The 23,660-nt window shown below is 47.2% G+C and carries 24 protein-coding genes and 1 rRNA gene; 1 reads left to right on the forward strand and 24 read right to left on the reverse strand.

Annotated elements, in window-relative coordinates:
* The 14 genes from KNO94_RS14685 to metG form a co-directional block, all read right to left on the reverse strand.
* Complete coding sequence (locus KNO94_RS14685) at nt 1-1,548, reverse strand: polysaccharide biosynthesis protein (RefSeq protein WP_214780894.1); 1,548 nt, start codon at nt 1,546-1,548, stop codon at nt 1-3.
* Nucleotides 1,532-5,059 carry a transcription-repair coupling factor gene (gene mfd, locus KNO94_RS14690; protein WP_214743105.1) on the reverse strand — a complete coding sequence of 1,176 codons (3,528 nt, stop codon included), beginning with the start codon at nt 5,057-5,059 and terminating at the stop codon, nt 1,532-1,534. The genes KNO94_RS14685 and mfd overlap by 17 nt, the downstream gene beginning before the upstream one ends.
* Before the next feature lie 45 nt (nt 5,060-5,104).
* The gene (pth, locus tag KNO94_RS14695) at nt 5,105-5,662 is read right to left on the reverse strand and encodes an aminoacyl-tRNA hydrolase (protein ID WP_214743104.1); all 558 of its coding nucleotides are present in this window, start codon (nt 5,660-5,662) and stop codon (nt 5,105-5,107) included.
* A 56-nt stretch (nt 5,663-5,718) separates the two neighbouring features.
* Nucleotides 5,719-6,675 carry a ribose-phosphate diphosphokinase gene (locus KNO94_RS14700; protein WP_012727731.1) on the reverse strand — a complete coding sequence of 319 codons (957 nt, stop codon included), beginning with the start codon at nt 6,673-6,675 and terminating at the stop codon, nt 5,719-5,721.
* 45 nt (nt 6,676-6,720) lie between these two features.
* Entirely contained in the window at nt 6,721-8,076 is a 1,356-nt protein-coding gene (glmU, locus tag KNO94_RS14705) for a bifunctional UDP-N-acetylglucosamine diphosphorylase/glucosamine-1-phosphate N-acetyltransferase GlmU (protein ID WP_214780896.1), read from the reverse strand.
* 173 nt (nt 8,077-8,249) lie between these two features.
* Nucleotides 8,250-8,549, reverse strand: coding sequence for a septation regulator SpoVG (spoVG, locus tag KNO94_RS14710; RefSeq protein ID WP_214780905.1), 300 nt, complete (start codon nt 8,547-8,549; stop codon nt 8,250-8,252).
* A 139-nt stretch (nt 8,550-8,688) separates the two neighbouring features.
* Nucleotides 8,689-9,513 carry a pur operon repressor gene (gene purR, locus KNO94_RS14715; RefSeq protein ID WP_214743101.1) on the reverse strand — a complete coding sequence of 275 codons (825 nt, stop codon included), beginning with the start codon at nt 9,511-9,513 and terminating at the stop codon, nt 8,689-8,691.
* Nucleotides 9,514-9,586: 73 nt separating this feature from the next.
* Entirely contained in the window at nt 9,587-10,450 is an 864-nt protein-coding gene (ispE, locus tag KNO94_RS14720) for a 4-(cytidine 5'-diphospho)-2-C-methyl-D-erythritol kinase (RefSeq protein ID WP_214780927.1), read from the reverse strand.
* 100 nt (nt 10,451-10,550) lie between these two features.
* Nucleotides 10,551-10,787, reverse strand: coding sequence for a Veg family protein (locus KNO94_RS14725; RefSeq protein WP_012727736.1), 237 nt, complete (start codon nt 10,785-10,787; stop codon nt 10,551-10,553).
* A gap of 82 nt (nt 10,788-10,869) precedes the next feature.
* Nucleotides 10,870-11,748 (reverse strand): 16S rRNA (adenine(1518)-N(6)/adenine(1519)-N(6))-dimethyltransferase RsmA, encoded by an 879-nt coding sequence (rsmA, locus tag KNO94_RS14730; RefSeq protein WP_214780907.1) that lies wholly within the window; start codon nt 11,746-11,748, stop codon nt 10,870-10,872.
* Entirely contained in the window at nt 11,745-12,305 is a 561-nt protein-coding gene (gene rnmV, locus KNO94_RS14735; protein WP_214743098.1) for a ribonuclease M5, read from the reverse strand. Before rnmV ends, rsmA begins: the two co-directional genes overlap by 4 nt.
* A complete protein-coding gene (locus KNO94_RS14740; protein WP_214780909.1) occupies nt 12,298-13,590 on the reverse strand; it encodes a 3D domain-containing protein in 1,293 nt (430 codons plus the stop codon). The genes rnmV and KNO94_RS14740 overlap by 8 nt, the downstream gene beginning before the upstream one ends.
* Nucleotides 13,587-14,354, reverse strand: coding sequence for a TatD family hydrolase (locus tag KNO94_RS14745; protein WP_214780911.1), 768 nt, complete (start codon nt 14,352-14,354; stop codon nt 13,587-13,589). The genes KNO94_RS14740 and KNO94_RS14745 overlap by 4 nt, the downstream gene beginning before the upstream one ends.
* Before the next feature lie 51 nt (nt 14,355-14,405).
* Nucleotides 14,406-16,367, reverse strand: a complete 1,962-nt coding sequence (gene metG, locus KNO94_RS14750; RefSeq protein ID WP_214780913.1) for a methionine--tRNA ligase — start codon at nt 16,365-16,367, stop codon at nt 14,406-14,408.
* A gap of 330 nt (nt 16,368-16,697) precedes the next feature.
* Between metG and KNO94_RS14755 the strand changes: the two genes are divergently transcribed.
* Nucleotides 16,698-16,991 carry a transition state genes transcriptional regulator AbrB gene (locus KNO94_RS14755; protein ID WP_012727742.1) on the forward strand — a complete coding sequence of 98 codons (294 nt, stop codon included), beginning with the start codon at nt 16,698-16,700 and terminating at the stop codon, nt 16,989-16,991.
* A 16-nt stretch (nt 16,992-17,007) separates the two neighbouring features.
* Here the strand turns inward: KNO94_RS14755 and rsmI are convergent, their stop codons facing one another.
* From rsmI to rrf, 10 genes are all read right to left on the reverse strand, one after another.
* Nucleotides 17,008-17,877, reverse strand: a complete 870-nt coding sequence (gene rsmI / locus KNO94_RS14760; protein ID WP_214780915.1) for a 16S rRNA (cytidine(1402)-2'-O)-methyltransferase — start codon at nt 17,875-17,877, stop codon at nt 17,008-17,010.
* Nucleotides 17,849-18,127, reverse strand: coding sequence for a GIY-YIG nuclease family protein (locus KNO94_RS14765; protein ID WP_214780917.1), 279 nt, complete (start codon nt 18,125-18,127; stop codon nt 17,849-17,851). Before KNO94_RS14765 ends, rsmI begins: the two co-directional genes overlap by 29 nt.
* Nucleotides 18,120-18,857 (reverse strand): tRNA1(Val) (adenine(37)-N6)-methyltransferase, encoded by a 738-nt coding sequence (locus KNO94_RS14770; protein ID WP_214780919.1) that lies wholly within the window; start codon nt 18,855-18,857, stop codon nt 18,120-18,122. Before KNO94_RS14770 ends, KNO94_RS14765 begins: the two co-directional genes overlap by 8 nt.
* Nucleotides 18,858-18,917: 60 nt before the next feature.
* Nucleotides 18,918-19,253: a DNA replication initiation control protein YabA gene (yabA, locus tag KNO94_RS14775; RefSeq protein WP_012727746.1), complete on the reverse strand. Its 336-nt coding sequence runs from the start codon at nt 19,251-19,253 to the stop codon at nt 18,918-18,920.
* 23 nt (nt 19,254-19,276) lie between these two features.
* Entirely contained in the window at nt 19,277-20,107 is an 831-nt protein-coding gene (locus tag KNO94_RS14780; protein ID WP_214743092.1) for a PSP1 domain-containing protein, read from the reverse strand.
* A 6-nt stretch (nt 20,108-20,113) separates the two neighbouring features.
* Complete coding sequence (locus tag KNO94_RS14785) at nt 20,114-21,121, reverse strand: DNA polymerase III subunit delta' (RefSeq protein WP_353047873.1); 1,008 nt, start codon at nt 21,119-21,121, stop codon at nt 20,114-20,116.
* Nucleotides 21,121-21,450 carry a cyclic-di-AMP receptor gene (locus tag KNO94_RS14790; protein WP_214780929.1) on the reverse strand — a complete coding sequence of 110 codons (330 nt, stop codon included), beginning with the start codon at nt 21,448-21,450 and terminating at the stop codon, nt 21,121-21,123. The genes KNO94_RS14785 and KNO94_RS14790 overlap by 1 nt, the downstream gene beginning before the upstream one ends.
* Nucleotides 21,450-22,088: a dTMP kinase gene (gene tmk / locus KNO94_RS14795; RefSeq protein ID WP_214780923.1), complete on the reverse strand. Its 639-nt coding sequence runs from the start codon at nt 22,086-22,088 to the stop codon at nt 21,450-21,452. Before tmk ends, KNO94_RS14790 begins: the two co-directional genes overlap by 1 nt.
* 3 nt (nt 22,089-22,091) lie before the next feature.
* Nucleotides 22,092-23,510 (reverse strand): aminotransferase class I/II-fold pyridoxal phosphate-dependent enzyme, encoded by a 1,419-nt coding sequence (locus KNO94_RS14800; protein ID WP_214743089.1) that lies wholly within the window; start codon nt 23,508-23,510, stop codon nt 22,092-22,094.
* Nucleotides 23,511-23,582: 72 nt separating this feature from the next.
* Nucleotides 23,583-23,660 (reverse strand): 5S ribosomal RNA (rrf, locus tag KNO94_RS15490); the annotation flags it as partial.

Consider the following 23,660-nt stretch of genomic DNA (forward strand, 5'->3'; position numbering starts at 1 on the left):
TTAGTTCTCCTTTTTTTCAAACATACCGAGTAGACGACTGCCAAACGGAATCAGCTCCCATTCAGAAACTGACAACATTCGTGTGCTCGATAATCTCCATATATAGAGGACAGCTCCGCTACATACCATAACGATTAACCATCCGAAGGCATCCACTCTTGAATGAATCCATTCCTGACCTAGCCAGTTTAACACGGCAACGAGAATCAGCATGGGAACAAGCGCTTTCCATAGTGACTTATAGTGTTTCGACCGAAACGAGCCGAGCGGGATTGAGCGATCGAGCGCCCGAAAGTTATAAAATGCCATAGCGAAAAATCCAATCGATGTCCCGATTGCCGCGCCTTCAATTCCGTAACTCGGGACGAGCCATGCGTTTACCGCACTTTTCACTAAAATCGCAACGACCATACTACGAGCCGCTACCCATTCCCGGTCAATCGCCTGCAAACAGGTCATACTCGCAATCGCCAAGGAGGCGGCAAACGTGCTCGTCGCTAAGAAGACAAGGGCTCTCGTCCCGGATTCGTCTTCAAACAGGGCCACGTTCAAGAAAAACATAACTCCCATCAATCCGATGGTCGCCGCGCCAGCAATCGCCGTCGTCACACGAATCATCGAACGAAGTCCCTGTGTCGTCTTTTGTAGATGTCCCGCTCGATAATGACGGACGAGCGTTGGTACATTCGCCATCCCGATGGTCGTCGTGAACAGAATGGCAAACTGAACGAGTGGATATCCTCGGTCGAACACCCCTTTGCTCACTTTTGCATCATACGTCCCCCCCATCAAATTAACGATGGTGAAGGAATCGACCAGTTGCATCCATAAAATTCCGAGCGAGGCGAATCCGACCGCAAATCCTGTCGTCAGCAAGATGCGAAGTCCACTTTTAAAAGTAGTGCCTCGCACTTTCACAATCCGGACCCCTTGCGTGCGATAAACTAAAAAGGCAATTGCCACAATCCCGCCGATAAGTGTCGCACCATATGCGTATTGACTGAGCACATATGCATCTTTTCCAAGACGAACCCCGACCCATAAAAGCGTCAACATGACCGTCACGCGGACAAAGTTCTCGAGCACTTGTGACCATGCGCTCGGTCGCAAGTCATCTCTCGATTGAAATGCGCCGCGCAACACGGCTGACGCCGGCATGAGTAAATAACTCAAACTAATCACGCGTAGCGCAGGAGCCAACTGCTCATCTCCGAGCCACTTCGCGAGAGTCGGGGCGAACAGCCATACCGTGACGACAAGAAGGGAGGATAATGACAACAGAGCGTAAAAACTTCCCCATAGCACCTCCAACTTTCGGTTCGTCCCTTTCGCACCGACACCAATTTTCGCAATCACGACCGGCATCGCATAAATACCAAGTGACGCCACGATGGCAGCGAATGGATAGACGGTTTGATAGGCGTAAAGCCCGAAGTCCCCCGCTAAGTTTTGATACGGGACACGATAGGCGAAACTGATCAGTTTCGATACGTAGCCGGCAAGGGCGAACAGAACGACGCCTTGCGCAAACTTACTTGGCGACCGCATCGCCTACCAACCGCTTCATTAGTTCTTCTAATACAGTATCGGCATCATTCAAGAGCTCTGTTAGCGGCATCCGACCGCTGAGTGATAGTTTCAAGGCACCATCTTCTTGACCGACCCCGAGTTTGCGACCGAGCGGCATCGTCCATTCCATGAAGGAGGATACATCTAGCGCTGTCGTCGACTCCTTCGATAAGACAATCTCGATACGCCCTGGTGTCTGCTTGATTCGACTCACCTTTGCCAGTTCTCCATAAATACGTAAACGTGTCAATTGAATGAGAAGTGCGACCGGTTCCGGAAATTCGCCAAATCGCTCAATCAGTTCATCTTGAAGGGCGAACAACGCGCTCGGCGTATCCACGTATTTGAAACGTTTATACATTTCAATCTTCAATTCACTATCTGACAAGTAGTCATCCGGAATATAGGCATCCGCTTGGAAAGTAATCTCCGGTTTAAAGACAACTTGTTTCGCTTGTCCACGCATTCGATCTTTCCGTTCTTCGATGGCTTCAGAAAGCATTTGCGAGTACAAATCGAAACCGACCGAATCGATGAATCCGGACTGTTGTGCACCAAGCAAGTTCCCCGCTCCGCGAATCGATAGGTCGCGCATCGCAATCTTAAATCCGCTACCAAGCTCCGTGAACTCTTTGATGGCCTGAAGACGACTTTCTGCCACTTCCGTCAAGCGCTTATCCTTCCGATATGTGAAGTACGCATAGGCGATTCGATTCGAACGTCCGACACGACCGCGGAGTTGATAAAGCTGAGACAGCCCCATCTTGTCCGCATCATGAACGATGAGGGTGTTGACGTTTGGAATGTCGATTCCCGTCTCGATAATTGTCGTTGAGACTAAAATATCCGCCTCACCTTCAAGGAAGCTGATCAACTGGCTCTCGAGCTCACTTTCCGTCATGCGCCCGTGCGCCGTAGCAATTCGTGCATCTGGCAGTAAGGCCCGGATCTCTTCTGCTTTCCGTTCGATTCCTTCGACACGATTATAGAGGAAGAACGCCTGTCCCCCGCGAGCGAGTTCACGCTCGAGCGCTTCACGCAAGACGATGCCGTCATATTCCATAACGTATGTTTGGACAGGATAGCGATTCTCCGGTGGTGTTTCTAAGACGGATAAGTCACGAATTCCAATCATCGACATATGCAGTGTCCGTGGAATCGGTGTTGCCGTCAACGTGAGGACATCGATGTTCGTCTTCAACTGTTTTAGACGTTCTTTATGTTTGACGCCGAACCGTTGTTCTTCATCGATGATGACGAGACCGAGGTTGGCGAATGTCACGTCTTTTGATAACACGCGGTGTGTCCCAACGACGATGTCAATGGTACCTTCTTTCAAACCCTTCTTCGTCGCAGTCATCTCACTCTTCGAACGGAAACGACTCATGACCGATACGTTGATTGGAAATTCGCTGAACCGCTCGAGCATCGTTTCATAATGCTGTTGGGCGAGGACGGTCGTCGGGACAAGAAAGGCTACTTGTTTGCCGGCGAGCACCGCTTTGAACGCAGCCCGGATTGCCACTTCCGTCTTCCCGTATCCGACATCTCCACATAAAAGGCGATCCATCGGACGCGAGCGTTCCATATCCGCCTTGATTTCTGCAATCGAACGGACCTGGTCCTCTGTTTCGGCATAAGGGAAGGATGATTCAAACTGATCCATCTCTTCGTCATCTGGTGGAAATGCAAACCCGACCGAAGCCTCTCGTGCCGCGTACAGTTTAATGAGTTCATCCGCAATGTCTTCAACCGATTTGGCAACCTTTGATTTTACTTTCTTCCATTCCGTGCCGCCAAGTTTATAAATCTTTGGTTCTTTTCCTTCGGCACCGACATATTTTTGGACGAGGTCGATTTGGTCGACCGGCACGTAGAGGGCGTCATCGCCCGCATAGACGAGGTGCAGGTAATCTTGGTGAATCCCGCCGACCTCAATCGTTTTAATCCCAAGATACTTCCCGATTCCGTGGTGAACGTGAACGACATAATCGTTCGGCTTCAGTTCTTGGTAACTCTTGATTCGTTCCGCGTTCGTCAAATTCTTCGTCTGACGTTTTCGTTTCGTCACACGCTTGAACAACTCTTCTTCTGATACGACGACGAGACGGCTCGTCGACAGTTCGAATCCCCCTTCGATTTGACCGATGATGACCGATACACGTCTCGGTTCTAATTCTCCATCGACATTCGTGAATGTCGAGGCAATGCCGTAGTCGGAAAGCAACGCTTCGATCTTATCGGCACGTGATTTATCGCCCGCAAGCACGACAATACGTTGATCATTTTGCTGCCATCGCTCGACTTCCTGCTTCAACAAATGCATCTGACCGTGGAACGCCGGTAGCGGACGACAGCTCAAATGGACGGTGTCACTCTCCGGAATGCCCGATCGACGGGACGGGAGTAACGAGAACGCCACTTGCTTCAAACTACGAAACACCTTATGCATCGGGACGGCGAGCGTGTAATTGCTGACGGCTTCTCCTTTTTCGATGAGTGAAGAGAACCACTCCGCTTCTTCTCTGTCCTGTACATCCGCCGCGTCATCGATTCGCGCCACTTCATCTAGAATCAAAACAGCCTCATCACCTACATAATCAAGGAGTGTCGATTTATAGAGAATCGGCGAATATTTTCCGACTTTATCTGGAAAATCGCCTCGCTCAAGCCGTTCGATGTCCGTCACAACACCTTCTTCAAGAGCTTGTCGAATCACTTCGTTCTCAATCAATTCCACCGTTCGGTCATATTGCTTCCGAAGCGCACTTCCCGCTTGTTTCAGTTGTTCCTCTGTTGCGATAAACTCGGTCGCAGGTGTGATACACACTTCTCCCACTACACCGAGTGAACGTTGTGTTTCCGCATCAAACGTAAAAATCGAGTCGATTTCGGTATCGAATAAGTCGATCCGGTACGGACGTGCTTCCGTGAGGGGGTAGACGTCCAAAATACTGCCTCGTACGGAAAATTCGCCAGGCGTCGTCACTGTCGCCGTCCGTTCATACCCCATTCCCGTCAATTGCTTCGAAAAGTGTGCTAAATCAAGATCACTTCCCGGCTTCAACATGACACGACTATCCTGCCACGCATTCGGACTTGGCATATAGCGTCGCAATCCACCGAGTGGAACGACAACAACGCCTCCTGTTTGGTCAAGGAGACGGGTACGCGCATCGATGCGAGCTGCCAACAGCTCAGGACTGGACGTTAGTGACAATTCTCCAGCTAACGTTTCATCGATCGGATATAAGAGCGTTTTGTCCGGGCCAATGAGAGATTCCAGTTGATCGAACATTTTTTGTGCTTGATACATATTGTGTGTCACGACGACGAGACGTCTCGATGACGATTTCACAAGTCCGGCGAGGACGAGAGCTTTCGCGCTAGTCGTCAGTCCCGTCACTAATTGACGTTCCACTTTTTGAAGTCTTTCACGAATGACATTCGTTTCAGGTAGTGACACCATAAATCTTTCTAAAGCATTCATTTGTTTTCCTCCAACTCATACGACAAAAAAGGGTGCAATGACCCTTTAGTTGTATCGATTCATCAGCGCCAGCCAATCTGTGTCTACAAAATCAGTGGCTGCGGTTACGGCGTGGTCGAGTGTTTCGTTCAATTCCGGCAACTCGTCTTTACGATAGTTCATCAACACCCAGTCCACAACTTTGATCGGGTGTGGTGGACGTCCGATTCCGAGCTTTAATCGTTTGAATTCAGCCGTTCCTAAATGTTGGATGAGTGATTTGATGCCATTATGACCACCCGCGCTCCCTTTCGGACGGAAACGAAGCTTACCAGGCACCATATCTAAATCGTCATAAATCACTAATAAATCGTCAATCTCAATTTTATAATAATCTAAAATGGGACGGACGGCTTCACCCGATAAATTCATGTACGTCAACGGTTTCACGAGTACAACACGCTCACCATTGATTCTTCCCGTTCCCATAAGGGCATTAAACTTCGCTTCATTCAACGAGATGCCATGCTTTTCGGCGAGACGGTCAATCGCCAAAAATCCAACGTTATGTCTGGTCATCTCAAACTTTTTCCCGGGGTTCCCGAGACCGACGATGCATTTCATATCATTACCTCCTGAACAAAAAAGCCCAAAGGCGAATGCCTCCGGGCCTCGTTTTTTTAATCGAATAGAGTACTGACCGATTTGTGCTCGTGGACGCGCATGATCGCTTCCCCAAGTAAATGGGCAACCGACATTTGCTTGATTTTGCTTGAGCATGGACGACCCGTCAAATCGATTGTATTTAACACAACCAATTCTTTGATTGATGAATTGTCGATACGCTCCATCGCTGGACCAGAAAGGACTGGATGCGTACAAGACGCATATACTTCTTTCGCACCTGCTTCGACGATGGCATCCGCCGCAAGTGTGATCGTACCTGCTGTATCGATGATGTCGTCGATCAGAATAGCTGTTTTCCCTTCGACACTGCCGACGATGTTCATGACTTCGGCGACGTTTGCTTTCGGGCGGCGCTTGTCGATGATGGCAATCGGCGCTTTCAAACGTTCTGCCAATTTACGTGCGCGTGTCACGCCACCGTGATCTGGAGAAACGACCACGATATCTTTCGCTTGAAACTCTTCTGTTTCGAAGTAAGTCGAGATGAGCGGCACACCGAGTAATTGGTCAACCGGAATATTGAAGAATCCTTGGATTTGCGCTGCATGCAAGTCCATTGTGATGACACGTGTCGCGCCTGCCACCGTCAAAAGGTCAGCGACAAGTTTCGCTGTAATCGGCTCACGTGAGCGTGCTTTACGGTCTTGACGTGCGTACCCATAATACGGCATCACGATGTTAATCGTACGGACGGAAGCACGTTTCAGTGCATCGATCATAACGAGTAACTCCATGAGCGTTTCGTTTACAGGTGAGCTTGTTGATTGGATGACATACACATCATCTCCACGAACACTTTCCTCGATGTTGATATAGAGTTCACCGTCGCTGAAACGTTTGACTTGGCAATCGCTGAGCGGGACACCGATTTCTTTCGCGATTTCTTCAGCAAGCGGGCGGTTCGAGTTTAAGCTAAATAGACGAATTTCTCGTTCGTATACAGTAGACATGTTTAGGATTCTCCTCCATCGTTTTCCATAATGATTGGCAGCAAGTTATCGTTTTGTATAGCCTTCTTTATTCGTTTGGCGTTCACGTGCAATCGCAAGCGCCTCTTCTGGTACATCGTTCGTAATCGTCGATCCAGCTGCGACAATCGCACCTTTTCCGACTTTTACAGGGGCAATCAAGTTGACGTTACAGCCGACGAACGCATCGTCTTCCACGACTGTCTCGAACTTGTTCTTGCCGTCATAGTTCACCGTGATCGATCCACAACCTAAGTTGACACGTTCGCCGATTGACGCATCCCCGATATAGCTCAAGTGGGAAGCTTTCGCACCATCGCCAAACGACGATTTTTTAATCTCAACGAAGTTGCCGATGCGTGTGTTTGCACCAAGTACAGCTTGTTGACGCAAGTGAGCGAACGGTCCGACCTGAGCCGCTTCACCGATTTTGCTATCTGTCACGACAGACTGGCGCACGACGGCATGGTCTTCAATCACACTGTTGCGGATATCTGAGTTCGGTCCGATGACACATTCCGAACCAATGATCGTCTTCCCAAGGATGACCGTGCCCGGATAGATGATCGTATCCGAACCAATTACCACATCTGGAGAAATGTATGTCGATGCCGGGTCCATGAATGTGACCCCTTCACGCATGAGACGTTCGTTCGTACGTTTGCGCATGATTGCTTCCGCTTGTGACAAGGCAACGCGGTCATTGACCCCGATTGTCTCATCAAACGTTGGCGCTGTATGCGCTGCGACGACTTCGCCCGCTTCTTTTGCAATCGAGATGACGTCAGGCAAGTAGTATTCGCCTTGCGCGTTATTGTTTCCGACTTGTTTGAGCGCGTCGAACAATAACTCGTTATCGAACACATACGTTCCCGTATTGATTTCATGGATGGCAAGCTCTGTCTCAGAAGCATCTTTATGCTCAACGACTTTCGTCACGTTCCCATCTTCACCACGAACGACACGACCGTATCCTGTCGCGTCGTCTGCAATTGCAGTCAGCACTGTAACTTTCGCTTGTTGTGCTTCATGATGAGCGAGAAGGGCTTCCAACGTTTCTGCCGTTAGTAACGGTGTATCTCCACAGACGACAAGTGTCGCCCCGGCTTTACCAGCAAGCTCTGCTTCTGCCATTTGAACAGCATGCCCTGTTCCAAGTTGTTCTTCTTGGACTGCATATTCCACTCGTGTGCCGAGTGTATCTTGTACCGCTTCCGCCCCATGGCCAACGATTACGATTTGACGACTGACACCGATTTGGTCTAACTGATCGACAACGTGCTCGACCATTGGTTTTCCGAGAACCGGATGAAGTACTTTATAAAGCTTTGACTTCATTCGCGTTCCTTTTCCTGCTGCCAAAATGACTGCAAAACGCTCCATTCTTGATTCGCTCCTATCTCACAACAGCTGTGATTGGTCTGTATAGTTACAACTAAATCCTATTTACACCGTTTCTACTATATCGAAACCATGCCCTTGTTTCAATAGCTGTACCGTTCCTTAACCATTGAAACGCAAAAAAACAGCGGAAGACACCCTACCCGCTGTTCTTGTCACTCATGTGTGCCATACGACATATGTTGTGGGTCAAGGACATCCGCGCTCATATTGGAATAGGTTTCCAATACAGCTGCTTCGACCTTCTGTCGCATCTCCCCGTTAATCGGATGCGCGATATCCCGAAAAATACCTTCTGGTGTCCGTTTGCTCGGCATGGCGACAAATAGACCGCTACTTCCTTCGATGATTCGAAGGTCATGTACAACGAATTCATGGTCAAGTGTGATTGAGGCCAACGCTTTCATTCTGCCTTCCGTCGCGACTTTGCGAATTTTTACGTCTGTGATCTGCATGTTTCGCATCCCCTTTTCATCGTTGTCTACGCCATGGTGTGGTCTTCTGTAAGGTTCAGTTGGTTTCAAACGAACGTCATGATTATATATTGGTAACTGTATACCCTCTAATCATAAAACGAAATCAAAATTTTGCCAATCATTTTAGGAATTGTTCCACATTCCCCCGTGAAATGGTGACAAGCCCTTCGTCCGGGTCAACGTTTGTCAATTTCATCAAGCTGACGTACTCACTCACCATCTTCTTCTCAGCGCCTTCCGCTTCCATCAAGACACCGACACCCGCAAGATTCGCCTCAAATTCATTCAAGAGACTCATCATTCCACGGATCGTTCCTCCGGCCTTCATGAAGTCATCGATTAAGAGCACGTTCGCGCCGCGTGGCAAACTGCGACGTGCGAGCGCCATCGTACGGATCGCTTTCGATGAACCTGATACGTAGTTGATACTGACGGTCGATCCTTCTGTAACACGGCTATCCGAACGAACGATCACAAACGGAACCCCTAATTGCTCAGCCACAGCGTAGGCGATTGGAATCCCTTTTGTCGCAATGGTCATGACCACATCAACTTTTCGGTCGGCGAAAACAGATGCGAAGACCTGCCCCATCGGTTTTACTTGACTTGGGTTACCTAACACATCGGTTAGATACAGATACCCCCCTGGTAGGAGGCGCTCTGGTTTTGATAGTTGATCGCAAAGCGTATCAATCATCTCAAGTGATTTCTCTTTACTCCAACCTGGAATAAACATCACCCCACCTGCCGCACCCGGCACAGTCACGAGTTTTCCGATGCCATCATGGGACAACATTTCACTGACGATGACTAAATCTTCACTAATCGATGATTTTGCAGCTTTATAGCGACTTGAAAACATCGACAACGAGACAAGCTGATGCGGATGATCAAGTAAATAACGGGTCATATCGACGAGACGACCACTTCTACGAATTTTCATACGGATTCTCCTTCACATCTTCAATAATAAACGAATGTTCTATTGAGAATATATCACTTTCATTCGTTTTTGTTCAATGTCTTTTGCCGAGAATCCGAACGACGAACACTTCCGGGCAAAATCCTTTTAGACCATTATAAATGCGATGCGCTTTTTGCTCATGCTCAATGAGCGCAAATACAGTGGGTCCGCTTCCGCTCATAAGAACACCTTCTGCCCCGCAATGACGCATCGTTTCTTTGATTTGTTTTACTTCAGGATGTAGTTTAAGCGTTACACTCTCAAGTGAGTTCCCAAGGTTTTCACAAATTCCGTGGAAATCCTTTTGACGGATGGCTTCAACCATAGCGCCTGTATTCGGATGATGTACCTCGTCCATACGCACTGCACGATACACATCCGCAGTCGACACCCCAATTTTCGGTTTACCGAGTACGACATAACATGGTGGCGGTGCCGGGATCATTTCTAACTGTTCCCCGCGCCCTCGAGCAATGGCAGTCCCACCGATGACACAAAACGAAACGTCTGAGCCGATTTCCGCACCGAGCTCTGCCAACTCTTCTAACGACAAATTCAATGAAAATAATTCATTCATCCCACGAAGGGTTGCCGCTGCATCACTCGACCCTCCAGCAAGGCCCGCCGCCACTGGGATTTGTTTATCGAGTACAATCTCAACTCCCTGTTGAATATGAAAACGATCGCGCAACAACTCGGCTGCCCGATACGCCAAATTTCGATGGTCATTCGGTACATACGCGTGCTCTGATTGAATCCGAATCTCATCCGAATCTAAAACCGTCAACTCTAGACGGTCTGCTAAATCGACTGTCGTCATTACCATTTCTACTTCATGATAGCCGTCCTGACGCTTCCCGAGGACATCGAGCGTCAAATTAATTTTTGCCGGCGCTTTCACACTGATCGTGCGCATCACGTTCACCCTTCCCATTTGTCTCCTGTTCGACATTGTACCGTAAACGGGCGCACAAAAAAAGAAGCAGCTGCCAATGCATCCGCCCCTCATTTATAAATCAATTGCCGAATTCAATTTTAACTGTATCCGTTAGGACATCAGCGTAGCTATACGAGACACGTTCAACATTGTGCAGGTCTTCATCTAATTTCACAACGAACACCGCAGGATACGTCTCAACGAGCGTTCCAAACCGAGTAACGACTTTCTTACGACCGCCGTTTGCTTTCAACGTCAATCGTTCACCAACATGCGATTCGAGTTTCTGTCTGATTTCTTGTAACGTCTTTGGCATACGCTTCACCTCACTGTTACAAGTATAGCATAATTGAATATGAAAATAAAGTTTAATATTATAACGACTCGTTTTAAGGTCGTCAACTATTTTTAAGTGGTAAAATTGTGTCAGACAAACGTGCGAATTCTTCTAGGCTTAACGTCTCTCCGCGACGTTTCGGGTCGATTCCCGCCTCGTGGAGCATGCGTTCAAGTTCGACTTTGCGCTCTTTCCCAATATAATTTGTCAAGTTGTTTAAGATGGTTTTACGACGCTGTGCGAAGCTTGCACGTGCGACGTCAAAGAAAAATGCCTCGTCTTTCACTTGTACGGCTGGCTCTTTGCGCATTCGTAGCGTAATCACAGCAGAATCAACGTTCGGTGCTGGGATGAACACGCTTTTCGGCACGACAAAGCTCACTTCTGCCTCCGCATAATATTGAATCGCAATCGAAAGGGAACCATATGCTTTTGTACCAGGTTTTGCCCCAATCCGCTCTGCCACTTCTTTTTGAATCATCATGACGAGCGAACGGAATGGCACACCACTCTCTAGTAAACGCATGATGATCGGTGTGGTGACATAGTAAGGTAAGTTGGCGACAACCGAGATATCTTCAATGCCCTCATTTAAGAATTCCTGTTCGACAATTTCGCGTAAGTTTAATTCCAACGCATCCCCATGGATGACTTTCACATGCGGATAGGGCGCCATCGTATCGTCTAAAATTGGCAAAAGGCGCTGGTCAATTTCAAGCGCAACGACTTTTTTTGCACGCTTGGCCGATTGTTCGGTCAATGAGCCGATCCCGGGACCAATTTCAAGGACACCGCTCGCCTCACTCAGTTCTGCCGCCCCGACAATCTTACTTAAAATATTCAAATCGATTAAAAAGTTTTGCCCGAGCGATTTTTTGAATGAAAAACCATGTCGCTCTAAAATCGCTTTCGTTCGTTGGATTGTTGCAATATCTTTCAACCCTGTTCCTCCTCTAATTGAGCAAGTGCCTGCTCCCACTCTTCAATCGTGACGCCGAGCGCCTCGACCCGTTTTACAAATTGTTTAGCGTTCGGCTCACCAATACGAAGCAACACCCCAAGTCGTTTCCGACGCGTTGCGGCCGCTGATCCACCGATTAAATCCGCATCCAATACCATTTTCCGCGTGACAATCGGTCGGTCCGTTTCGACACGCGGTTCAAACACTGCACCTAAGACACGACGAAGTGACTCTGGACTCGCATGTTCCACACCAATTTTTCCACGTTTGTCCTTTGCCTCGGCACGAGGTAAGTGGGCGTGCTTACATCCTTTGACGCGTTCCTCGACTATTGCCCGAATACGGTCTCCTGGATAATCTGGATCGGTCAAAATGATGACTCCACGTTTTTCCTGGGCACGACGGATTCGTTCAATCGTTTGATCGGATACGGCAGAGCCGTTCGTCTCAATCGTATCGACGTCGAATACTTCTTGAAGTCGTGCCGTGTCGTCACGCCCTTCAACGACAATAATTTCCTGTATTTTCTCACGCATTGTCTGATCCTTCTTTCTCTTCTTCCTGCTTCGGAATCACCCAGATGGTGAGCGGTTTGCGACCGAACGTCACGGCCTCTTCCTTTTCATCCATCATGATATCGATTTTTTGCCCTTTGATCGCGCTTCCTGTATCTAAGGCAATCGCCATACCAATTCCCTCGACATATACGCGTGTCCCGAGTGGAATGATGGCAGGATCGACCGCAATGATCCGCATCCCTTCAAAGAGAATCGTATCTGTCACGTCGTATCCGCTTCTTGTCAGCACTCGACCATTATACGTTACGGTATCTTCAGGATTATTCGTATAGGCCGTCGCCTCTACAAGCAATTGCTTCGCAGATGAGAAATCCAGTACGTCATCTGTTTTCGGCGGTTCAGCAATCTCGATTTCAGCTTCAGGAATGAATGGGCTCGATTCATTTGCGGTTGTCGACTCAGGCTCCGTTACCGGTTCCGTCACTTTCTTTGTCCCTACCTTGATGATTTGGGGCATCGTTTTCCGCAATGTTTCGACTTCCGTTTTCGTACGATTTGTAATTGTACCATTTTCCACAGTAAGTGCATACCTTGTCCGTTCAAGTCCAGGAATCCCGACTTGCACCGTTTGTTTCACACCTTCTTCAAGCGTATCGTCCTCTTCTTCGACCACATCGAACGGAATCAATCGACTCTCATATTGAACGACATCACGATTCGTATTGACCGTAATCGTCAACCCTTCCCGAATCGGTGTCGAGGTCGCCGGCATGACCGTATCACTTTCCGACACATCAATTTTCTCTTCTGCTAATAATTGTCCGACATCTGTCGCCATCGTATAAATGGTCAACGCCTCTTGCCCGACAATCAAGTTCACCGCGACAACCGGCTGATAACGTATCGTCATCCCGTTCGTCACCGGTGTCCGTACAGCCGGATAGACCGTGTCTCCGTCCCGTACGGTGACCCCGTAACGCAACAGCACGTCCTCAACGGTCCGCTCACGTGTTTGAACCGTTTCGGTTTGTCCATAGCCGATCTGAAGCGAAACTTCGTGCGAACGCTCGATTCGAATCAAATGGTCATCCGGGACATCTTCGCTAAGCGCAGGTGTGACATAGTCTGCCTCGTCCAATGTGATGTTCAATTCATCAAGTATCTCGAGAACCGAGTCGGCTCGTGTCTCATGCTCGATGACGACGCCGTCATCGATGACCTTGATGGTTTCAGGTTGCAACATCACATACGCCACAGAGGCCGTTGCAATCACGCCGATACTCGCTAATACACGTTTGATCATGGGAGTCGGAACAACGTCTTCGCGTTGGTTGTCGTCGCCTCTGCTAATTCCTCATACGGTATGTCACGGAGGGCGGCGATCTCTTCAGCTACATATTTGACGTATGCCGGCTCATTACGCTTTCCACGGAACGGTGTCGGGGTCAAATATGGGCAGTCGGTCTCGACAAGTAGGCGATCAAGTGGTACCTCTTGCGCCACCGCCTTCGGAACCTTCGCATTTTTGAATGTGACCGGTCCTCCTAACGAAATATAAAAGTTCAAGTCTAAGCAACGAGGCAATAGTTCCACAGACATGCTGTAACTATGGAACACGCCACCGACTTCCTCGGCATGCTCTTCTTCTAAAATATCAAGGACATCTGCCGTTGCTTCTCGGTTATGAATGACGATTGGCATATTCGTCCGTTTGGCGATGGCAATCTGTTGACGGAAGAGGTGCTGTTGCACATCTTTCGGTGATTTGTCCCAATGATAGTCAAGACCGATTTCGCCGAGTGCCATCACTTTAGGATGACTCATGAGATCCTCGATTCGCGCTAAGTCTGCATCCGTACAGTCGATCGCATCGACAGGATGCCATCCGACGATGGCATAGATGTCGTCGTGAGACTCGGCCAATTCGATGGCTCGATCGATTGTTGGTGTATCAAATCCAACGACAAGTAGCGGGGAAACGCCGGCTTCTCTTGCCCGCTCGATTGTCTCTTCTACATCTTCGTTGAATTGTTCCGCATTGATGTGCGTATGTGTATCAATCAACATCTTATTTCCTCCTTAGAAAAAGAGAGGGAGACCATAGTCTCCCCCATTTCATTATTTGACGATGGCACCGTTCGGCATCTGGTCAGAGACCGTCGCGAGTTCTAGCTTTCCGTCACGATCTGCCGCTAAAATCATCCCTTGCGAGAGTTCTCCACGGAGTTTGACCGGTTTCAAGTTTGCGACAACGATGACTTTTTTGCCAACCAAATCTTCAGGGGCATACCATTCCGCGATACCAGACACGATTTGACGTGTCTCTTTCCCAAGGTCGACTTGTAGCTTCAACAGTTTCTTCGCTTTTTTAATCTTGTCGGCTTCTATGATTTGACCGACACGGAATTCGACCTGGTCGAAGACATCAATTGTGATTTCAGGACGAACGTCTTCATCTACTTCTTCTACTGATGTCATCTCCGTTTCCTCAATCCGTGCTTTAGAAGCCTGACGCATCATTTCTTGGATTGCATCCACTTCTTCTTTCACATCACGGCGCGGGAAGATTGGTGTTCCGTCCGTCACGACCGCGTTGTTGAAGTCTGCGAACGTATCCAACGCCTCCCAAGACATGTCTTCTCCCTCAAGTCCGAGTTGACGGAACATCTCTTTCGGGGCACGTGTCATGAACGGTTGAATCATAATGGCGACATGACGAAGCACGCCTGCGAGGTGTGTCATGACAGAAGCTAATTCTTCACGTTTCGACTCCTCTTTCACGAGAACCCATGGCTGCGTCTCGTCGATATATTTATTCGCACGACTGACAAGTTGCCAAATATTTGTGAGGGCGACCGAAAACTCCATGTGTTCCATGGCTTCTTCTGTTTTGCGTGTTGTTTCTTTCACCACGTTCAATAGTTCTGCATCAAACGCCGTGACATTCCCGTTATATGCCGGAATGTTTCCATCAAAGTACTTCTTAATCATCGCAACAGTGCGATTCAATAAGTTCCCAAGGTCGTTCGCTAAATCAAAGTTCAAACGATCGACGAACGCTTCCGGCGTGAATGTGCCATCCGCCCCGAACGGAACTTCACGGAGAAGGTAGTAACGAACTGAGTCGAGTCCGTAACGGTCAATCAATGGGATCGGATCCACGACGTTCCCTTTCGATTTCGACATCTTTCCATCCTTCATAAGTAACCAACCGTGTGCAAACACTTGCTTCGGCAATGGTAGATCGAGCGCCATGAGGAGCGCTGGCCAAATAATCGTATGGAAACGAACAATTTCTTTTCCTACTAAATGGACATCGGCCGGCCAATAGCGATTGAAGAGTTCATCGTTATCTGTCCCGTAACCGAGTGATGAGATATAGTTCGTGAGTGCATCGACCCATACGTATACGACGTGTTTCGGGTTCGATGGGACTTGTACGCCCCAATCAAACGTCGTGCGCGATACAGCCAAGTCTTGAAGACCCGGCTTCAAGAAGTTATTAATCATTTCAGTTTTACGTGATTCCGGCAAGATAAAATCAGGATGTGACTCAAAATATTCAATCAAGCGGTCCGCGTATTTGCTGAGACGGAAGAAATAGCACTCTTCACGAACGAGTTCGACCGGATGTCCGCTGTCAGGACTTTTTCCATCGACGAGTTGCGATTCTGTGTAGTATGTCTCGTCCGGTACAGAATACCATCCTTCATACTCACCGAGGTAGATATCCCCGTTCTTAAGTAACGTCTCAAAAATATGCTCGACGACTTTCTTATGGCGATCCTCTGTCGTACGGATGTAGTCATCGTACGAGATTTCGAGACGGTCCCATAAGACCTTGATCTCTTCCACCACTTCATCAACGAAAGCTTGTGGCGTCACGCCTGCTTCTTTCGCTTTTTCTTGAATCTTTTGACCGTGTTCATCCGTTCCCGTCAAGTAACGAACGTCAAAGCCTTTTAAGCGTTTGTAGCGCGCAACCGCATCACCTGCTACCGTGGTATATGCGTGACCGATATGCAATTTCGCACTCGGATAATAAATTGGGGTTGTAATATAAAAAGTCGGCTTCGCCATGATTTATTCTCCATCCTTTCGACATATGCAATTCTCATTATACACGGTTCGACAAAAGAATTTCCAAACCTAATTGTTTGGAATTTTTTTGCGTATTCTCCGTCATAAATGTTCCAAAAATACCCTTTCTTTGTTTCAAGTTCAAACTATCGGGGAAATTTAGGTATATATCGTTCCTTATTCAACAATTTTCGAAAAATTACTTTTCCAGATAGTAAGCAGTTGACTGCAATTGGAAAGTTTAGTATGCTTTTTGCTGTAGTCACATTGTCGAATTTTGACGATTCATGTCACCACGAGATTTCGACACCATTGGAGGAGGAAACACAAATGAAATCTACAGGTATCGTACGTAAGGTTGATGAGCTTGGTCGTGTCGTTATTCCAATCGAATTACGCCGTACACTCGGAATTGCAGAGAAAGATGCACTCGAGATCTACGTCGACAACGATCAAATCGTTTTGAAAAAATATAAGCCAAACATGACTTGCCAAGTTACAGGTGAAGTATCAGATGATAACTTCAAATTGGCAGATGGCAAACTCATCTTGTCACCAGAAGGTGCACAACGTGTTCTCGTTGAATTGAAGAACATGCTCGAAAACTACTACAGCGAAGAGTAAGCAAGGATTTCCTTGCTTACTCTTTTTTATGTAGTTGATGGTACGCATCATATACATCATTTCGAGACTCGCCACGGTCTTTCGCCGTCTGCTTGATTGCCGCGTTTGGTTTTAATCCCTCTTCGATATAATGAACGACATGTTCATATGCAGAAAGTGCTTCCCACCACGTCGTCGTCGGTGCAGACTCTGTCGCTCCGCTCACCAAGACGACAAACTCGCCTCGTACTTCGCCTTCACACCACGTCAACGCCTCATCCACGCTACCTCTCAAAAACTCTTCAAACGTTTTCGTCAGTTCACGACCCAATACGATTTGTCGATTCCCAAGCACTTGTCGAATCGCTGTCAACATCTCTTTCAAACGATGTGGCGCCTCATAGAATATGACGGTACCCGGTTCGTATTGAATCGATTCGAGGACCTCAACGCGATCTTTCTTCTTACGTGGTAAGAAACCGTAATAGAGAAAACGCTCTGTCGCAAGACCCGATGCAACGAGTGCCGTGAGTGCTGCATTCGCACCGGGTAAGACGACGACCGGGACGTTGGCTTCAATCGCCAATCGAACGAGGTCGCTTCCTGGGTCCGAGATCCCTGGCATCCCAGCATCCGATACGACTGCAATCGACTTCCCTGACAACAGGTCTTCAATCAGTCTTGGTCCGCTCACTTCTTTATTATGTTCATGATAGCTAATCAATTTTGTTGGAATGTCAAAGTGGCGACATAATTTCATCGTTTGGCGCGTATCTTCCGCTGCGATTAAATCGACTTCCTGAAGCGTCCGTACCGCGCGATACGTCATATCCTCTAGATTTCCAATCGGTGTCGGTACGACAAACAGTGTCGGTTGTTCAGTTTGGTAGCTCTTTTGTGAATTCATTGGTCGTCCCCTCCATCAACTTCTCTTTTTGTGCACGAGTCAATTGCTTGATGGACCACTCGTATTGCATGGCCTCCCGTTTCGTATCGAACGACTGCACGTACCGAAGTTCTACCGGAAGTCGTACTTTCGTGTATTTTGCGCCTTTCCCCGCATTATGGGCCAGGAGTCGTTTTTCCACATTCGTTGTATAACCCGTATAGTACGTTCCATCACGACATTCCACGATGTAGGTATAGTGCTTAGGCATCGAGTATGGCTCGCATCGCTTCCGTATACGTATCGTCTTCTTCATAGACAACAAATGGTGGTAAAATTTTAAGACCTGCTTTTCCATCTTTCGATCCCTCGATTAATAAAGTATTCGCCTCACGTCCCGCTTTTGGATAGACGAGTTGCATTCGTTTCGGTTCAATCCGATACGCACGCATCAAGCTTAAGATATCGAGTAAGCGTTCTGGCCGATGCACGAACGCCACCTTTCCTCCTGGTTTGACGAGTTGGCTTGCCGTTTTAATACAATCTTCTAACGTGCATAATACTTCATGTCGGGCAATCGTATGATGCTCATTTTGATTCCGTAGCGAGGTCTCATTCGCCAAAAAGTAAGGTGGGTTACATGTGACCACGTCATATCGCGCATGCCCGAGCTGCGTCGCTGCCGTTTTGACGTCCCCTTCTACTACTCGAATTCTTTCTTCAAGACGATTAACCGCCATGCTTCGATTCGCCATATCGACCAGTTTTGATTGAATTTCGACACCCGTAATCGTTCCTTTTGTACGATACGATAAAAAGAGCGGAATTGCCCCGGTACCGGCACACAAATCAACCAGCTGTCCTTTTTGAATCGGTACCCACACAAACTCTGCAAGCAGTACCGCATCTAATGAAAATGAGAACACATCATCACTTTGAATGATTTTACCTGGACGTCCGAGTAAATCATCAAGGCGTTCTCCATCCTTAACCGTTACCATCGTTTCCTCCTTCTATAAAAGAAAGGCGACGGATAGGGAACCCCTATCTATCGCCCCGTATTAATGTTTATTGAGCATCGACAAACAGAAGAGACAGTCCCCATCTTTTCGTACCTGTCCGTAATGGAGGTTACAAATATGGAATCCTTCTTGATACAGAGCAGCTAAATTGTTCTGCCCTTTTCCAGACAATGCGATTTGTGAATCACCATTTGTCGTATCAACTTCTGCTAATTGTTCGACTTTTTCGCGTAAGTGATGATTCTCTAGATACATATGCTGATTTTCTTCAAGCAAGTACGCAAGCTGTTCTTTCAGCACACCTAAATGCTCCGTTAAAAGTTGCATCTGTTGCTCAATCGCGTCTACACGCATCATCACTTCTTTTTTATCCATTCTTTCCACTGCTCAGCACCCCATCACTGTTTTGACGGTTTTCGTTTAATCGCGCCCACTTCAACGAGTTCATCAATCGTATATGTGACGACGCGCGTCCGATCGTGAAGCTCGACCTGAATGAGCTGGTCTAATATATTCAGACCGATTACCCGACCATCACCTTCTGGAATTTTGATTCGCTTGCCGACGTCTGGTAAATCTCGTTTCAGTTCTTCATATGTGTCATTCTCATATTTTAAACAGCACATCAGACGACCACATACTCCAGAAATCTTGTTCGGATTTAATGAGAGATTCTGATCTTTGGCCATTTTGATGGAGACCGGTTCGAATTCCCCAAGAAATGACGAGCAACAAAGAACTCGACCGCATGGTCCAATCCCGCTAAGAAGCTTCGCTTCGTCACGAACGCCGATTTGTCGGAGCTCGATTCGTGTACGAAACACACTGGCCAAATCCTTTACCAGTTCTCGAAAGTCGACGCGACCTTCGGCAGTAAAATAAAAGATCACTTTATTGCGATCAAATGTATACTCAACATCAACTAGTTTCATTTCTAACTGATGTTCTCGAATTTTTTCTTCACAGACGGCATGAGCATCGACGGCTGCCAGTCGATTATCGCGTACGATATCCGCATCCTTTTGATCCGCGACGCGGAGGATTGTTTTCAACGGCATGACGACTTCGTCTTCACCGAGTTGCTTATCGGTTTGAACGACTTCCCCGTATTCAATACCACGTACCGTTTCAACGATGACATGGTCCCCACGTTTTAGCGTTGCATCGCCTGGTGAAAAGTAATAGATTTTTCCCGCTTCTTTAAAACGGACTCCAACTACTTCAAGCACGCGCTTCTATCCTTTCTGCAAATCGAACGAAAGTCGTTCGAACGTTAATTGAGGATTGACGTTTGCCTCGAGTCGTCGAATCGCTGCATGCACACTTTCAATCGCATGTGTAAGCTTCGAGACAGATCGATTTTGGATGAATGCATGATACAAGACAGCCTCATTCGTAAACAGCTTCGGAGTATACGATTCTCGCACTTTTAAATGAAGTGCCTCCTCTAACCAATGTTCGAATAATTCCAGGCCAACTCGTAACTCATTTCGTCCTTTAAAATGCCCTAACCATTTTTCTTGTGCGAATAAGAGCAACTCTTGAGGTCGTTTCGTCAATACTTCAATTAATTGTACCACTAGCCCGTATGCCTGTACAAACCACTCCTGTTCGAGCGCTTCTTTCGCATCGTCCCATTTCGGATAAACCGTTAGGGCGAGGTATGCCAAATCATACGTACAAGACAACTCTTCAGACATCGCTTGTGCCAACTGCCTACGATCGATTGGACGAAACGCAAGTTGTTGAGCACGCGACCGAATTGTTGGAAGCAGTAACTGAGGCTGAGTCGTCACTAAAATAGCAAGCTTGCCTACTCCCGGTTCTTCAAAGAACTTCAATAAGCTATTCGCCGCTTGTGTCGTCATCTTGTGCGCTTGATGAATGACATACACTTGGCGGTCACCTTCAGCGCCTCGTAGTGATAAATCACTGAGCAATTGCTGAATCTGTTCTTTTTTAATACTTGCACCGTCCGGCTCCACTTCAATGTAGTCGACGATGTTCTTGGAATCCATACGTCGACAGTTTCGACATACGCCACAAGGTTCTGCCCCCTGTGGCGACTCACAAAACAAAGCTTTTGCAAACAGTGTGGCCGTTTCAATTAAATAGGGTTCATAATCTCCGGAAAAGATATACGCGTGACCTACTTTATTCGAAACGATTGAATTTTGAATGATGCGAGAAACCACTGTTTGCGACTCGCTCAATTCTTGAAAACGCATATGTCCAACTCCCATTAAAACTGATGGAATCCTTCAATCGGTAAGACGAATACCGTCGCCCCTCCGACCTGTACTTCCACTGGATAAGGGATATAAGAATCGGCATGTCCACCCATTGGTGAGATCGGCGTAATCATTTGGTCACGGCTCGAGCAGTTTGATTGAATCACATTCATCAAATCATCAAGACGTTCTTGCGGAATCCCCATCATAAACGTCGTATTGCCCTCTTTCAAAAACCCACCCGTTGTGGCTAATTTTGTTGCACGAAAATCTTGTTCGACAAGTGCGTCAGACAAACGTGCGCTATCCTTATCATGTACGATTGCAATTACCATTTTCATCATGATTGTGTGCCTCCTTGTTCTAATCTTTCTACTGTATAGTCGAGTACCTCGTCATGGATCGTTTCAATCGGTTGGTCAGCATCGATTCGAACGATCCGTTCTGGATACTGTTTGAGTAATGCTTGGAATCCTGCATAAACACGCTCGTGGAATGCTTGATCACGACTTTCAATTCGATCTAGCTGTCCCCGGTCTTTCATGCGTTGGCTCGCTCGCTCTGGACTCAAATCAAATAAGAATGTTAAATCGGGCGTCAAACCATTGGTTGCCCATTCATTTAGTGACCGGATCTGATCAAGGTCATATTGTAATCCGTATCCTTGGTAGGCGATAGAGGCATCGATAAATCGATCACAAAGGACAATCGCCCCTCGTTCTAATGCTGGACGAATCACTTGTTCCACATTTTGTGCCCGTGAAGCGGCATAAAGCATCATCTCGACTCGCGGCGTCATCTCATGATGATCTGGAGACAACAGAACTTCACGAATCTGATTCCCAACCGTTGTTCCTCCCGGTTCACGGGTTACGACAATGTCATACCCTTTTTCCTTCAGCCTCTCTATTAATAATTGAAGTTGTGTGGATTTTCCTGAACCATCGGGTCCTTCAACTGTAATAAACATTCCGCTCACGTTTTAAAACTCCTCTACAATAACATCAATTTGCTCTATCATAACATGCTTACTCGCTTGAAGCTTCCTCCCTAAAGAAATCCAATCGGAGAGTACACGAACTTTCTCTTCTGTGATTTGTTCTCCTTTTAAAATCCAAGGGATCCCGGGTGGATATGGAATCACCGTTTCTGCCGCAATCAATCCAATCGCCTGCTCAAAAGATACCCGCTGAATTCGTGCATACTCTTTCACCGGATGTAGTTCAGATACACATTGTGATTGAGGGAATGGAAAGATGGTCTCATCGTCATCGATGATGGGTACATGAGTAGCGGCTTTCTTAATCAATTTCAGCCAATGCTCAATTTCCTGTTTCTTTATTTCCCTTAATGGTAAACAGAATAACACATGATCAACTGCCGCTAATTCAATATCTATTCCAATCGAGGCGAGATGTTGACTAAAAATCAATCCATTCTTCGGATAAGTCATGATGGTCACTTTCGTAAAGTCATCTCCTACTTTTACGACAAAACCGGAACGTTTCAATTCAAGAACAAACTGCGCATGACTTTTTTGTATGGAGGACCATGCCTCATCAGTCAATGTCTCTAAATAAGAACGTGCATAATCCAATGAAGCCATAATAAGATAAGAAGGACTTGACGTTTGAAAGGATGACAGTGCATGTTTTAAACGATTTTCGTCGATATCTTCTTTATAATGAACCCAAGCTCCCATCGTGAAGGCAGGTAACGTTTTATGTGCAGATTGCACAACCGCGCTTGCGCCTTCAAAGATGGCAGAACGACGTGGTAACTTTGGATGAATTAAATGCGCACCATGCGCCTCATCGACAAGTAAGGGAATATCTTTCGGCGATAAATAATCAGAAATCGCTCGAATATCTGCCATATCTCCATAATATGTAGGAGACGTCAACATGACGGCGCGTCCTCCGGGAAATTCTAGTATGGCCTGTTTGATGGTATCTAAGGTTACAGTCGTTGGAATACCGGTACCTCGTTCAATGGTGGGCATTAATAATATCGGTTCTAGTCCTAGCCATTCAATCGCATTCCATACCGATTTATGTGAGTTTCGTTGTACATATACTCGTTCGCCGCGCTGTACCGTTGCAGCAAGCATACTCCAGTTCCCGACTGTTGATCCATTGACTAGCCATTTGCTTTTACTTTCGTACAACATACCCAAAGCGGTTTCAGCCTGTTTGATGATTCCTGAGGCGTCATGCAAATCATCTAAGTGTGCCAACTCAGTCAGATCATATGGCATAACTTTCGCGAACGCACTTGGTAATGTGTCATCTATCACAGTCCCATTATGATGACCCGGTACATGAAAAGAAACGCGGTGTTCACGCACATGTTGTTCTAACATTTCCAGAAACGTAAAAGGGTTTTCTCGAGAAGGAGCCATCGATTATTCCTCCTAAACTATTAAATATGAAAAAAACGATCAAGCGTATGCTTGATCGTTTTCTGCGTTGTTGCCTGGCAACGTCCTATCCTCACAGGGGGAGATCCCCCAACTACTTTCGGCGCTGAGACGCTTAACTTCCGTGTTCGG

The organism is Exiguobacterium sp. s22 (assembly GCF_018617455.1).
Taxonomy (GTDB): domain Bacteria; phylum Bacillota; class Bacilli; order Exiguobacteriales; family Exiguobacteriaceae; genus Exiguobacterium.

Bases quoted from the DNA above. Each gene is read 5' to 3' on its own strand.
- rnmV (WP_214743098.1), bottom strand. From the start codon at position 12,305: ATGCGTGAGAAAATACAGGAAATTATTGTCGTTGAAGGGCGTGACGAC.
- KNO94_RS14685 (WP_214780894.1), bottom strand. From the start codon at position 1,548: ATGCGGTCGCCAAGTAAGTTTGCGCAAGGCGTCGTTCTGTTCGCCCTT.
- metG (WP_214780913.1), bottom strand. From the start codon at position 16,367: ATGGCGAAGCCGACTTTTTATATTACAACCCCAATTTATTATCCGAGT.
- spoVG (WP_214780905.1), bottom strand. From the start codon at position 8,549: ATGCAGATCACAGACGTAAAAATTCGCAAAGTCGCGACGGAAGGCAGA.
- purR (WP_214743101.1), bottom strand. From the start codon at position 9,513: ATGAAAATTCGTAGAAGTGGTCGTCTCGTCGATATGACCCGTTATTTA.
- KNO94_RS14800 (WP_214743089.1), bottom strand. From the start codon at position 23,510: ATGGCTCCTTCTCGAGAAAACCCTTTTACGTTTCTGGAAATGTTAGAA.
- KNO94_RS14745 (WP_214780911.1), bottom strand. From the start codon at position 14,354: ATGTTGATTGATACACATACGCACATCAATGCGGAACAATTCAACGAA.
- pth (WP_214743104.1), bottom strand. From the start codon at position 5,662: ATGAAATGCATCGTCGGTCTCGGGAACCCCGGGAAAAAGTTTGAGATG.
- KNO94_RS14765 (WP_214780917.1), bottom strand. From the start codon at position 18,127: ATGCCTAAGCACTATACCTACATCGTGGAATGTCGTGATGGAACGTAC.
- KNO94_RS14790 (WP_214780929.1), bottom strand. From the start codon at position 21,450: ATGAAAATGGTAATTGCAATCGTACATGATAAGGATAGCGCACGTTTG.
- yabA (WP_012727746.1), bottom strand. From the start codon at position 19,253: ATGGATAAAAAAGAAGTGATGATGCGTGTAGACGCGATTGAGCAACAG.
- KNO94_RS14700 (WP_012727731.1), bottom strand. From the start codon at position 6,675: ATGTCTACTGTATACGAACGAGAAATTCGTCTATTTAGCTTAAACTCG.
- mfd (WP_214743105.1), bottom strand. From the start codon at position 5,059: ATGAATGCTTTAGAAAGATTTATGGTGTCACTACCTGAAACGAATGTC.
- rsmI (WP_214780915.1), bottom strand. From the start codon at position 17,877: ATGAATTCACAAAAGAGCTACCAAACTGAACAACCGACACTGTTTGTC.
- glmU (WP_214780896.1), bottom strand. From the start codon at position 8,076: ATGGAGCGTTTTGCAGTCATTTTGGCAGCAGGAAAAGGAACGCGAATG.
- ispE (WP_214780927.1), bottom strand. From the start codon at position 10,450: ATGCGCACGATCAGTGTGAAAGCGCCGGCAAAAATTAATTTGACGCTC.
- KNO94_RS14770 (WP_214780919.1), bottom strand. From the start codon at position 18,857: ATGGTAACGGTTAAGGATGGAGAACGCCTTGATGATTTACTCGGACGT.
- KNO94_RS14740 (WP_214780909.1), bottom strand. From the start codon at position 13,590: ATGATCAAACGTGTATTAGCGAGTATCGGCGTGATTGCAACGGCCTCT.
- KNO94_RS14785 (WP_353047873.1), bottom strand. From the start codon at position 21,121: ATGGGAGTTGGACATATGCGTTTTCAAGAATTGAGCGAGTCGCAAACA.
- KNO94_RS14755 (WP_012727742.1), top strand. From the start codon at position 16,698: ATGAAATCTACAGGTATCGTACGTAAGGTTGATGAGCTTGGTCGTGTC.
- KNO94_RS14725 (WP_012727736.1), bottom strand. From the start codon at position 10,787: ATGCCAAAGACGTTACAAGAAATCAGACAGAAACTCGAATCGCATGTT.